11 protein-coding genes are annotated in these 11,523 nt (G+C 71.5%); 1 reads left to right on the top strand and 10 read right to left on the bottom strand.

Annotated elements, in window-relative coordinates; all coding sequences use genetic code 11:
- Window positions 1-430: 430 nt before the first annotated feature.
- The 10 genes from GPJ59_RS10770 to GPJ59_RS10725 form a co-directional block, all read right to left on the bottom strand.
- Window positions 431-1,474: an AvrD family protein gene (locus tag GPJ59_RS10770; RefSeq protein WP_219666411.1), complete on the bottom strand. Its 1,044-nt coding sequence runs from the start codon at window positions 1,472-1,474 to the stop codon at window positions 431-433.
- A 3-nt stretch (window positions 1,475-1,477) separates the two neighbouring features.
- Window positions 1,478-1,759, bottom strand: coding sequence for an acyl carrier protein (locus tag GPJ59_RS10765; RefSeq protein WP_219666409.1), 282 nt, complete (start codon window positions 1,757-1,759; stop codon window positions 1,478-1,480).
- Window positions 1,753-2,574 (bottom strand): SDR family NAD(P)-dependent oxidoreductase, encoded by an 822-nt coding sequence (locus GPJ59_RS10760; protein WP_308120236.1) that lies wholly within the window; start codon window positions 2,572-2,574, stop codon window positions 1,753-1,755. The genes GPJ59_RS10765 and GPJ59_RS10760 overlap by 7 nt, the downstream gene beginning before the upstream one ends.
- Window positions 2,571-3,920, bottom strand: a complete 1,350-nt coding sequence (locus GPJ59_RS10755; RefSeq protein ID WP_219666408.1) for a class I adenylate-forming enzyme family protein — start codon at window positions 3,918-3,920, stop codon at window positions 2,571-2,573. Before GPJ59_RS10755 ends, GPJ59_RS10760 begins: the two co-directional genes overlap by 4 nt.
- Window positions 3,917-4,678, bottom strand: coding sequence for an HAD family hydrolase (locus tag GPJ59_RS10750; protein ID WP_219666406.1), 762 nt, complete (start codon window positions 4,676-4,678; stop codon window positions 3,917-3,919). The genes GPJ59_RS10755 and GPJ59_RS10750 overlap by 4 nt, the downstream gene beginning before the upstream one ends.
- 256 nt (window positions 4,679-4,934) lie before the next feature.
- Complete coding sequence (locus GPJ59_RS10745; protein WP_308120235.1) at window positions 4,935-6,467, bottom strand: MFS transporter; 1,533 nt, start codon at window positions 6,465-6,467, stop codon at window positions 4,935-4,937.
- Window positions 6,468-6,507: 40 nt separating this feature from the next.
- Window positions 6,508-7,302, bottom strand: a complete 795-nt coding sequence (locus GPJ59_RS10740) for an AAA family ATPase (protein WP_219666402.1) — start codon at window positions 7,300-7,302, stop codon at window positions 6,508-6,510.
- 189 nt (window positions 7,303-7,491) lie between these two features.
- Complete coding sequence (locus tag GPJ59_RS10735; protein ID WP_219666401.1) at window positions 7,492-8,139, bottom strand: AAA family ATPase; 648 nt, start codon at window positions 8,137-8,139, stop codon at window positions 7,492-7,494.
- A gap of 261 nt (window positions 8,140-8,400) precedes the next feature.
- Window positions 8,401-9,273, bottom strand: a complete 873-nt coding sequence (locus GPJ59_RS10730) for an MBL fold metallo-hydrolase (RefSeq protein ID WP_258024188.1) — start codon at window positions 9,271-9,273, stop codon at window positions 8,401-8,403.
- A gap of 114 nt (window positions 9,274-9,387) precedes the next feature.
- Window positions 9,388-10,260 carry a helix-turn-helix transcriptional regulator gene (locus GPJ59_RS10725; RefSeq protein ID WP_219666399.1) on the bottom strand — a complete coding sequence of 291 codons (873 nt, stop codon included), beginning with the start codon at window positions 10,258-10,260 and terminating at the stop codon, window positions 9,388-9,390.
- A 153-nt stretch (window positions 10,261-10,413) separates the two neighbouring features.
- Here GPJ59_RS10725 and GPJ59_RS10720 point away from each other — a divergent pair, with 153 nt between their 5' ends.
- Entirely contained in the window at window positions 10,414-11,166 is a 753-nt protein-coding gene (locus tag GPJ59_RS10720) for a TetR/AcrR family transcriptional regulator (RefSeq protein ID WP_219666398.1), read from the top strand.
- The last annotated feature ends 357 nt before the right edge of the window (window positions 11,167-11,523 follow it).

Below are 11,523 nucleotides of genomic sequence, written 5' to 3'. Positions count from 1 at the left end.
CCCCCCCCCGCGCTCAAACCGCGGGGGGGGCAGGATTGTGCGGGCCCCCACCGCCGGGGCGGGGCCGCGCCCGGTAGGGGGCGCGGGGAACGGGGCGACCAGCCCCAACGGCCCAGCAGACCCGCCCCGGCCGGCAAGCCCCCCGAACGGGGGGGGGGGGTTGGGGTGGGGCGGCCCCCCCCCCTCCAGCCCCGCCGGCGTTTGAGGCGCGGGGTGCGGGGCGGAGCCCCGGTTCGGGAAGGGGCGGGTAGGGGAAAGGCTCCGCGCAGCGGACCCCGGCGCGGACCCCGGGCCGGCCCGGGTGAGGGGTGCCCGGGCCGGCTCGGGTGAGGGGTGCCCGGGCCGGCTCGGGTGAGGGTGCCCGGGCCCGGCCGCCCCCGGCAGGATTGGCCGGGAACGGCCCGCGCCGAAGCCCGCAGAAGAGCCTCGGCTACGCCGCCTTCGCCGCAGCCTCCGCCGGCAACTCGTGCGCGAACGAACACCGCACGCCCACCCCGGCCAGCTGCGCCTCGATCTCGACACTGCGCCAGATCCCCCCACGCAGCGGCAGCAACCGCTTCGCGAGGAGCCGCGCCCGCGCCCGCCCCGGCTCCTCCGCCCGGACGGGCAACGGCAGCGCCGTCTCCGCCGCGGTCAGCACCGTCTGCATCATCCACAGCGTGTTGCTGCTGGCCCGGTTGACCTGGTCCAGCTCGTACATGAGCACCTGGACCAGCTGGAGGTTGACCACGAAGGCGTCGACCATCGACACGCTCGGCTCGGTGGCCGCGTCGACGCCCTGCGCGTCCGGGCCGTCCGCCGGGCCGGCGTGGAAGTGCACGTCCGCCTCGGCGGCGAGCTCCTCCATGTCGACCTCGACGTCGCGGATGACGTGGCGGCGCTTCTTGAAGCCCTCGCCGTAGAAGCGGAACCGGCCCTCGCCGAGCCCCTCGTCGAGGCTGCCGAAGTGCGCCTCGCCGGTGGCCCGTTCGCCGCCGTCGTGCTCGATCTCGACGCGGACGCGCAGGCTGCCGACCGATCCGTCGTGGACGGACAGGTAGCGGCCCGTGCCGCCGGGCACCTCCTCGGTCCGCACCAGGCGGGAGGCGGCGGGGATGCGCAGCAGGTCCTCCTGCGGGGCTCCGCCGGCCCGCATGACTATCTTGCGCAGCCGCATGGTGTGACGGGCCCCGCCCTGCAGGCCGTACGCGTGCACCAGGTGCAGCTCGGCGAGCTGCACGCCGAGGACCAGCGCGTCCACGGTGCTCAGGTGCGGCCGCAGGTCCGTGCCGTTCTTCTTGCGGGACCAGTCGACGGGGTAGCTGACGTCCACGGTGGAGCGGATGCCGGGCCGTTCGGCGTCGACGGGGGTGGAGACGATGTCCCGGACCAGGTACTCGGCCCGCTGGTACCCGCGCGAGAAGAAGCGTCCCTCACCGGGGCCCAGATAGTCGTCGATCGACTTCAGGGACAGTGTGGCAGTGGCGACGGACACGTCTCACGCACCCGCCGTCGCGCCGCTGGCGGCCTGCTCCAGGGCGCTCTCGTACGCCCCGACCAGCTCGCGCAGCGTCCGGATCTCGGTGATGGACAGCTGGTCGCCGAAGGGGTCGACGCCGAGCTCGGTCTCCAGCTGGATCAGCAGCTGGGCGAGCATCAGGGAGTTGACGCCGGACTTCAGCAGCTCGTCGTCCAGCGACAGCTCCTCCTCGTCCGAGCTCAGCACCACGGCCTGGATCTCGCGCTCGATGATCTCCTGGACGTGCCGGTCGTTCAGCATGTGATTCCTCCGTCGATAACCAGTGACTGGCCGGTGATGAAACGTGCTTGCGGGGAGGCCAGGAAGAGGACCGCGTCCGCGATCTCCTCCACGGTGCCGAGCCGCCCCAGGGGGGTGCGGTGCTGGATCTTCTCCCGGTTGCGATCCGTGACGTCCGAGGTCAGCTCGCTGTCGAAGAAGCCGGGGGTGACCGTGTTGACGCGGATGCCGACCGGTCCGAGCTCGCGGGCCAGCGCCCGGCCGAAGCCCTCCAGTCCGGCCTTGGCCGCGGCGTACACCCCGACGCCGCGGTAGCCGCGGATCGCGTTGATGGACGAGATGTTCACGATCGATCCGCCGCCGCGCATCATCAGCCGTGCGCACGCCTGGGTCAGGTGCACGGGGGCGGTCAGATTGGCGGCCAGCAGGTCGTCGATCTTCTGCGGGGCGATCGTCAGGAAGAGCTCCTGGTGGAGCACGCCCGCGTTGTTGACGAGCAGGTCGACCGCGGTGAAGCGTTCCTTCACGGTCTTGGTGAACTGTCTGATCTGTGCCGTCTCCTGGAGGTCGACCGACTCCCACAGGAAGGTCTCCGGGTGCGCCTGCGCCATCGCCCCGGTGAACTCGTTGGGCTTGCGGCTGAAGGTCGCCACCTGCCAGCCCTCGGCCAGCAGCCGCTCCACCAGCACCCGGCCGAGTCCGCGGCTGCCGCCGCTGACCACGGCCACCCGCCGGCGGGCCGCACCGTCCTGGGCCGCCGCCCGGTCCGGGGTCTCCCGCTCCGGGGTCGCCCGGTCCGTGGTCGCACCGCCCTCGGCCGCCCGGTCCGGGGTCACACCGCGCTCCGGATCTTCTTGAACCGGGTGGAGTGCGTGTCCTCGTCGGTGACCTCGACCACGACCGGCACCTTGAAGGCCTCCAGCCGCTGCGCGCAGTGCTCGCGCACCCGCCGCGCGGTGGCCCGCGGGTCCTCGCAGGGCCCGGTGAGCCTGACGACCGCCTTGACCACCTGGCCGGTGACATGGCTCGGGCGGCCCGAGACCACGGCGTCGGCGACGTAGTCCAGCTCCAGCAGGACGTTCTCGACCTCGTTGGGGTAGACCTTCTCCCCCGCGACGTTGATCAGCTCGGACTTGCGGCCCAGGATGCGGACGTACTCGCCGTCCGTCTCCACCGCGTCCTGCGTGTTGAAGAAGCCCTGCTCGTCGAAGGGCGCCGGGGCGTTGAGGTAGCCGAGCATCGCCATGTCGGAGCGGATCCACAGGATGCCGTCGACGATCCGGTACGAGAAGCCCTCGCCGCCCAGCTTCACCCACAGGCTGCCGTCGTCGCGGGACTTGGTGGGCATGATGCCGAGCTCGGACAGCCCGTACGTCTGCTTCAGCCGGACCTCGGGCATCGCCTTGGCCAGCCGGGTCAGGGTGCCCTCGGGCATCGGCTCGGTGCCGTAGGTGACCAGCTTCAGCGAGGACAGGTCGTAGCGCTCGTAGGCACGGGATATCAGCAGCATGTTCAGGAACGTCGGCGTGGTCGGCAGGATCTGGATGCGGCTCTGCTCGATCGCGGCGCAGACGGTCTCCGGGGTGCGCTCGTCGATGGTGACGAGGGCCCCGCCCTGGCTGAGGGTGTGCAGCAGGGTGTTGATGCCGCCGATGTGGTCCAGGTTGAGGAAGCCGAGGGTGCGGGCCGGCCGGGTCGGCGGGCCGTACTTGGAGAGCACCTTGGAGAAGTCCAGCACGCTGGCCTTGCTGCGGCCGGTGGTGCCGGAGCTGAACAGGACCAGGCCGGGCACGCGGTCGGCGCGCAGCTTCCCGTAGAGCTCGTGGCTCGCCTCGCGGCCGGTGATCTCCACGCTGCGCCGCCACTGCTCGGAGTCGATCGAGATGACGGTCTCGACCTCGGCGACCTCCAGGAACTCGGCGCGCTTGGCCTCCGGCAGCGGGGTCATCGGGACGACGACGGAGCCGCGCTCGATCAGGGCGAGCAGGCCCGCACAGGCCTCGACGCTGCTGACGCCTTCGATGGCGACGACCTGTCCGGCCGCGACGCCGTGGCGGTCGAGGAACTGTGCCCAGTCACCGGTCAGCCGTACGAGCTGGGCGTAGCTGTAGGCAACGCCGTTGAAGACGATGGCGTCGGCCTCGCCGAAGCTCCGCATCCGGTCGAAGAACCAGGACGTCATACGCTTTCCACCTCTTTCACCTCGTTCGTTACGGCCGCCAGCGAGCCGGTCCGGCCGGTGTGCCACAGCGGCAGGTCGAGCGCCGGCGGGACCGGCGCGGCGGGCAGCAGGGACCACCCGTGGATACGTGCGTGGGTGCGCAGGACCTTGTCCCCGCCGACGACCACGGCGTGCCCGGCCGCCTTGAGCATCGGCAGGTCGGAGATGTGGTCCCCGTAGGCGATGCAGTGTTCGGGCGCGGCCCCGTGGCCGGCGGCGACGGCCCGGACGGTCTCGGCCTTGGCGGCGGAGAGCATCGGGGGGCGGTGCAGGTTGCCGGTGTAGCGCCCCCAGGCGATCTCCGGTTCCGTGCACCAGACCTCGTCGGCGCCGAGGTGTTCGGCGATCGGGTCGAGTACGGCGGGGAAGGAGCCGGAGACGAAGACGATCCGGGTCCCGTCCTGCTGGTGGCGGCGCAGCGCTGCGACGCCGTGTTCGTGGAAGAAGGCGCCCGCCCGGAGCTCCTCGCGGAACCAGTCCTCGGCGAGCCCGGTGACCTCGGCGGCGTTGGCGCCTTCGAGGCTGGCGAAGTAGGCGCGGTTGGTGGCCTCGCGGGGACAGCCGACCTCGTTCATCGCCTTCAGCTCGCGGCGGCGGGTGATGTACTCGGTGGGCGGGTGGCCCATGGCGGAGAGGTAGTGGCGCAGGAAGCGGAACATGCTCGGGGCGGTGGTGAGCGTGCCGTCCACGTCGAAGAATGCGGTGCGGTAGGCGTTCACTGCGTCGTCTCAACCTTTCCGGGCGTGGTCTGGCCGGCCTGGCGGGGCCGTGGAACCGGGGAGCCGTGGGGCCGAGGGGCCCGGTGGAGCGGTGGCCTTGAGTGCCTTGTGGAGCTGTGGGCCGGAGGGCCCTGGTGGAGCTTGTGCCTTGAGGCACGGTCGCAGCCGTGGTGCCTGCGCACAGCCCCCTCCCCCGCGGGGGATGTCGAGGGAGGAGGCCGTGCGCCGGGCGTCTGCCGCTGGGGGATGTGGCGGATCAGACGCGTTCGGAGACGGCCGGAGCCGGGGCCGGGGCCGAGGCCGGGGCCGGGGCCGAGGCCGGGGCCGAGGCCGCGGGGGCCGTCACCGAGTTCGTGTCCCCGGCGGCTTCGCCGGAGGCGACGACCTGCGTCGCGGCCGCGGCCGGCTTCTTCAGGCCGAGCGTCGCGAGGAAGGTCAGTGCGATACCGGCGGCGGTGGCCCAGGTGGCGACCAGGATGCCGTCGGTGAGCCGGGCCGGGTCGGTGGTCTCGCCGCCCGCGGCGCCGGCCGCGATGGCGATGAGGACCGCGAGGCCGACCGCTCCGCCGATCTGCTGACCGGTGGTGGCGATGCCGGAGCCGATGCCCTGCTCCTCGTTCGCCACGCCGGTGGTGGCGGCGGCGAACATCGCGGTGAAGATGACGCCCTGGCCGAGCGAGAGCACGATCAGCGGCACCGCGATGACCAGGTACGAGCTGTCCTGGGTCATGGTGAGCGCGAGGGCGGCGGTGCCGACGAAGCCCACGGCGAGGGCGATCAGCAGGGTCTTGCGGGCGCCGTAGGAGTTCATGAGCTTCCCGGCGGCGACGGTTCCGATCAGGACGCAGCCGGAGGGGAGCAGGAAGGCGAAGCCGGTGGCCCAGGCGCTGTAGCCCTGGACGACCTGCCAGTACTGGGTGAGGAAGTAGGCGTAGGCACCGAAGGTCGCCATGAAGAGGAAGGTGATCGTGGTGCCGACGGAGACGTTGCGGTTGGTGAACAGCCGCAGCGGCATCATCGGGGCGGCGGTCTTGGACTCGATGCCGATGAAGAGGGCGAAGAGCACCAGCGAGCCGATCAGGCTGCCGATGGTGGTGCCCGAACCCCAGCCCGCCTCCGGGCCGTTGACCAGGGTGAAGACCAGCAGGGTGGAGGCGACGGTGCCGACGACGGCGCCCGGGAGGTCGAAGCCGTTCGTGGTGGCCTTCGCCGTCTTCGGCAGGATGCCCGTGCCGTACGCCATGGCCGCGCCGGCGGCGATGACGTTGACCCACATGACCGCCTGCCAGCCGAACCAGTCGGTCAGCAGGCCGCCGAGGATGGCGCCGAGCACCATGCCGAAGCCGCCGGCGCCGCCCCACACGGCCAGGGCGCGGTTGCGCTCGGTGCCCTCGGCGAAGAGGGTCGTCACCAGCGACAGGGTGGCCGGCGCCAGGAACGCGCCGCCGAGGCCCTGGACCACGCGGGCCGCGACCAGCAGCCAGGACTCGGTGGCCAGGCCGCCGAGCACCGAGGAGGCGGCGTAGAGGAAGAGGCCGAAGAGGAACATGTTCTTCCGGCCGAAGAGGTCCGTGGCGCGGCCGCCCAGCAGCAGGAAGCCGCCGAAGGCGACCGAGTAGGCCGAGATCACCCACTGCAGGTTCTGGGCGGAGAATCCGAGGTCGCTGCCGATGTCAGGCAGGGCCACGAACATGATGTTGTAGTCGATCGCGATGATCATCTGGGCGAAGGCCAGGAGGCCGAGGATCGCTCCCAGACGACGCGGCTTGGCCTGCACGCTCGTGGGCACGCCAGTTCCTTCCGGTCGGGGACGGTCAGGTGGGGGGAGGTCAGTAGCGGAAGGCGTAGGCGAGCCTGCGTCCGAAGGACTTCTTCCGCTGGGACTCCATGTAGGAGAGGTTCGACTGGAGGTCCTCGATGTCGGCGGCGACGCGTCGCTCCGCCTCCTCGATGGCCTCGGGGATCGGGACGACGATCGGCAGGCCGAAGGTCTCGACGATCTTCTCGATCCGCTCGGGGATCGGTCCGCCGATGACGCGGTACGGGATCTTGATCTCTTCCAGCGCCTCGACGAGCAGGTCGTCGGAGAGCCGGCGGAACGGCTCGGACACCGGGCGGTGGCCGTCGGCGTCCATGTCGAACTCCACCGGCAGGTGCACGTAGGCGTCGTAGGAGCGCTTGGCGCGGTCCTTCTGGATGTCGCCGAGGGTGTCCGTGTACTTCTGGTAGAAGCGCTTGGACGTCACGCCCATGGCCTTCTTGACGCCCTGGAACCACCACGGCATGCCGGGGTTGATGCCGACGCGCATGCGGGCCTCGAAGTACACCCACTCGTGGAAGACGCCGCCGTCGGATATGAAGGCGCCGCTGCCGGACTCGTTGACCAGGCGCTCCTCGTAGCGGCGCAGGCCCAGCTTGACGAGCTCCATCGCGTTGAGCTCCATCACCGTCTTGCCGGGGACGAGGTCCACGAGCAGCTCGCGGGAGGTCTTGGCGTGCGTACGCGGGATGCCGGTCGCGATCGAGAGGGCTTCCGTGGTGGTCGACTTACCGGACGAGTACGTGCCGGATATCGCCAGCTTGAGATCGGGCTTGTCGCTCCACTGGGGAACCTCGAGCTGCATTTCGTGTGGCCTTTCTCTGATGGCGCTTGGGGTGGGGTGGCGGAGTGGAACGGGATGTGAACTTTCGGGTCGGTCTCGGTCGGCCTCGGCCGGCCCTTCGGCGGGTCTCGGCCGGCCCTTCGGCGGGTCTCGGCCGGCCCTTCGGCGGGCGGATCGGGAATTCGGCCGGATTGCTTGCCCTGGTCCGGGCTACTGGCCCTGGACGGCTTCGAGCGCCTTGTCGATCTCCACGACCGTGGGCAGTCCGGTGACCTTGAGGATCTTCTCCAGGCGCATCGCGGGAGTGCCGGTGACCGTGTGGACCGGAACGCCGGTCTGCTCGAGCGCGGGCAGCAGGACCTCGTCCGAGAGGGTGCGGAAGTTCTCGTTGATCGGCCGGTTGTCCTCGGCCAGCGGGAATTCGATCGGGAGGTGGAAGATCACGTCGTACGCGGTCTTCGCGTGCCGGACCGCGAGCTTGCCGATGTTGTCGGCGACGTCCTCGTAGGCGGCGGTGACCTCGCTGCGGTAGCGGCTGTCGACCGAGGCCAGGGTGCCCGGGTTCGGGCCGGTGACCAGGCGGAGCTTGGCGAAGACCCACTCGTGGATCATCGAGCCGTCGCTGATGAAGCCGGCCGGGTGGGCGGCCTCGTTGAGGGTGCGCTCGGCGTAGCGCTTGACCGTCAGCTGGAGGAGTTCGCCGTCGGTCCAGTTCCAGATGTGCTTCCCCTCGCCGCCGATGGGCTCACGCATGGCGGTGCCCTGCGTGTAGGGGAGACCGGTTACCTCGGAAAGAGCCCGGGCGAGCAGGGTCTTTCCTGATCCGTAGGCGCCGACAATGGCGATTCTCTGGGTCATGCCGAAATCATTTCAGCCGACGCGCGGGGGTCCCAGCCCTCATTGATGGGGGTATCCGGGCACCTACGGGCGGGGGGCCTACGGGTGGGAAACGTACGAGCGGTAAACGTACGAGTGGGAAACATACGGGTACGGCACGTATGAATGACGCACGTATGACCGCAGCACCTATTGCCGCCGACAACAGGCCGGATTGGCGGTCGGTCGCATGCAAAAGCCCCGGCCCCACGAATTCTGGGGCCGGGCGGCGGTGATTGCAAGTCAGTCGTGAATTCCTTCCAGCGATTCCCAGGAGGCCGTGCCGGATCCTTCGGCCAGGCGGCCGAAGACGGAGCCGGAGAAGTGGTTGGCGAAGGCGACGGTGCCGGGCCGGGCGAGCTCGGTGAGCAGCCGGCGGCGGGAGGCGATCGCTTGCTCGGGCAGCGCGTCCATCGAGACCCGCCACTCGGGGCGGGCCAGTTGCGCCGGCGTGTGGAAGACGTCGCCGAAGGCGATGAGCCGCTGCCCGCCGCCCGCGTCCAGCACGTACGCGGTGTGCCCCGCGGTGTGCCCGGGGGTCACCCAGGCCGTCACGCCGGGGAAGACCTCCTCGCCGTCGGCGAGTTCGCGGACCCGCGGCGAGTCGGCCGGCTGCGGCCAGTTGTTCCACTCGGCGGCGGACGCGGCGAACACCGCCGAGGAGAAGGGCGATGCGGCGCCCTGCCCCGGGCGGAAGGCCCAGCCGAAGTGGTCGTCGTGGAGGTGGCTGAAGGCGATCAGCTCGACGTCGCCCGGCTTGACCCCGGCGCTCTCCAGCGCCGCCGGGAGCAGCCCGCCGACCAGTACGCCCAGTACGGGGTGGGTGTGCTCGGCGGCGATGTCGTGCGGGCCGAAGCCGGCGTCGACCAGCATCGCGCGGCCCCGGTACTCGATGAGGAGGGCCCCGATGGAGGCGACCAGGTAGCCCTCGGCGTCCAGCAGCGCGGCGTTGCCCCCGGCCCAGTCGTCGGCCCCGGTCTCCGGCAGCCAGCCGCGCGGGTCCAGCTGGACGTGCCCGTCGGGCAGCCAGGTGACCTTGTGCTCGCCGAGGGTCAGCGAACGCGGCGCGCCGGCCGGGGTGTTCCCCGGGGTGTTCCACGAGGTGGCCATCGCCATGCGGATCGTTCCTCTTCTCGTCGGTGTGTTGCCGTGCCGCCGCGCCGGCGGCGCATGTCGCGGTGGCGTGGTTCTTCGCGCTGCCCGGGGTAGGTAAGTAGATGAGTAGGTCGGTCAGACAGCGGCGCTCTGTTCGACCCAGTGCGCGGCCAGTTCCGCGGCGTCGTACTGCGGGCTCAGTAAGATCACTTGCACCCCGGGGCGGCCGCTCAGGCACATCGAGACGCGGGTGAACTCCAGGTCCCCCAGCTCCGGATCACGCACGAGCTGGCTCGTCCCGCCGCTGTCGGCGACCCGGTGCCGGGCCCACAGTGCCTCGAACACCGGGCTGCGCTCGGTGAGTTCGCGCACCAGGGCGGCCAGCCGGGCGTCGGCGAGCAGATCGCCGCTCTGCACACGGAAGGCGGCCACCGCGGCGGCCGCCTCCTGCTCCCACTGCGGCAGCCGGTCGTGGGCCGCCGGGTCCAGGAAGAGCATCCGGAGGTAGTTGGGCCGCTCACCGGACAGGCCCAGCAGGCGGGTGGCGGAGGAGTTCGCAACCGTCACGTCCCAGTAGGCGTTGAGGACGTAGGCCGGACTGGGGAGGAAGCCGTCGACGATCCGGAACAGCAGCGGCAGGTCGTCGTCCGCGCAGGGCTGGGGCCGCCCGGCCGGCGCGTACCCGGCGAGCCGCATCGCGTACAGCCGCTGCGCCTCGTCGAGGCGGAGCACCTGGGCGATGGCACCGAGGATCTCCGGGGAGACGTTCTTGGCGCGGCCCTGCTCGATCCAGGCGTACCAGGAGGCACCGATGCCGGCGAGCATCGCGACCTCCTCACGGCGCAGTCCGGGCACCCGGCGGGCCGCGCCGCCGGGCAGTCCGACCTGCTGCGGAGTGACCTCGGCGCGGCGTTCTGCAAGGAAGTTGCCCAGTTCGGCGAGCTTGGGGTCCACGCGTCTCTGGGGCCGCGCGACTGCGGCGGAGGGCGCCGCTCCGTTACGAGTCATGGTGCATCTCCTCCTCCATCCACCGGAAGCGTAGAGAATGCTCGCTCTTTTTTCTACACCATAGAGAGTACTCGCTTTGTTTTTCTGAGATGCTGCATGCACGTACCGACACGGCCGGGGGGCCGGAACGCCGACCACCGCGAGGGGCCACACATGACGAACCACGAACGCGCAGGGATCAAGCAGGAGCGAGCGGGGCGCACCCGGGCCCTCCTCGTCCAGGCGGCGGGCGAGGAGTTCGCCCACCGCGGGTACGCGGGCACCTCGCTGACCCGGATCAGCCGGGCGGCCATGGCCACCATCGGCGCCCTGACGTTCCACTTCCCCGCGAAGCACGAGCTCGCGGAGGCGGTGTGCGAGCGGGGCTGCGAACTGACCCGGCTGGCCGTGGCCCAGACCGTCGACGAGGCCCACTCCCCCGCCGAGGCCGTCGCGGAGATCACCCAGGTGCTGGCCGGGCTGCTGGAGAAGCAGCCGGTGGTCCAGGCGGCGGCCCGGCTCTCGCGGGAGCTGCCGATGCGGCACGACTGGCACGACGCGTGGGTGCCGGCCGTCCGCACGCTGCTGGCGGAAGCACGGCGCACCGGCGAACTGACCGAGGAGGGCGACCCGGAGATGGTCGGCGTCCTGGTGGCCTGCGTGGTCTCCAACCTGGAACTCTCGGCCCTCCGCGCGCACACCTCCCCGACGGGCGTCGCCTGGAGCGTCCGGGGCCGCCTGGCGGAGGCATGGGAGGTCCTGTGGACGGGCATCACGAGCCGCCGCCAGGGGCGCCCGGCGCTGGGCGGGGACACGAGCCCGGGGCCCGGCGCGGAGGCCCGCGCGGCGGGCCCGGACGGGCACACGCCTGCCACGGAGCAGCCCCGTACGCCCCCGGGGCCTGACGACAGCACGCCCACGAGCTGAGCCCCGTACTGCGCCGAGACAGACCGGCGACACGCGTACCCGGCGGGGCCCGGCAGTCACGCACGCAGACGCTGACCCCGCAGAGCGACGACACCACGCAACAGGCGTGCCGACCAGCCGATGACGCACTCGGCGCAGGAACCGACGGGCACGGAGGGGCGCGGGGCCCGGCACGGCCGGGCGCACGCCGGGCCCGGGGCAGCCCCGCACGTCCCCGGGGCCTGACGGCGGCTCACCCGCGAGCTGAGCCCCGTACGGCGCCGAGGCAGACCGGCAACACGCCCACGAGGCGAAGGCCCGGCGGTTACGAACGCACAAGCTGAGACGCGCAGAACGGCGAAGCCCGGAACATCCGGC

This window comes from Streptomyces bambusae (genome assembly GCF_019400985.1).
Taxonomy (GTDB): Bacteria; Actinomycetota; Actinomycetes; order Streptomycetales; family Streptomycetaceae; genus Streptomyces; species Streptomyces bambusae_A.
Note: the sequence above shows the minus strand (reverse complement) of the source record. Positions and strands in the feature narration are given on the sequence as shown.

Coding starts and splice junctions, on each gene's coding strand:
- GPJ59_RS10725 (WP_219666399.1), bottom strand. CDS start 10,260: ATGACTCGTAACGGAGCGGCGCCCTCCGCCGCAGTCGCGCGGCCCCAG.
- GPJ59_RS10740 (WP_219666402.1), bottom strand. CDS start 7,302: ATGCAGCTCGAGGTTCCCCAGTGGAGCGACAAGCCCGATCTCAAGCTG.
- GPJ59_RS10720 (WP_219666398.1), top strand. CDS start 10,414: ATGACGAACCACGAACGCGCAGGGATCAAGCAGGAGCGAGCGGGGCGC.
- GPJ59_RS10765 (WP_219666409.1), bottom strand. CDS start 1,759: ATGCTGAACGACCGGCACGTCCAGGAGATCATCGAGCGCGAGATCCAG.
- GPJ59_RS10755 (WP_219666408.1), bottom strand. CDS start 3,920: ATGACGTCCTGGTTCTTCGACCGGATGCGGAGCTTCGGCGAGGCCGAC.
- GPJ59_RS10735 (WP_219666401.1), bottom strand. CDS start 8,139: ATGACCCAGAGAATCGCCATTGTCGGCGCCTACGGATCAGGAAAGACC.
- GPJ59_RS10730 (WP_258024188.1), bottom strand. CDS start 9,273: ATGGCGATGGCCACCTCGTGGAACACCCCGGGGAACACCCCGGCCGGC.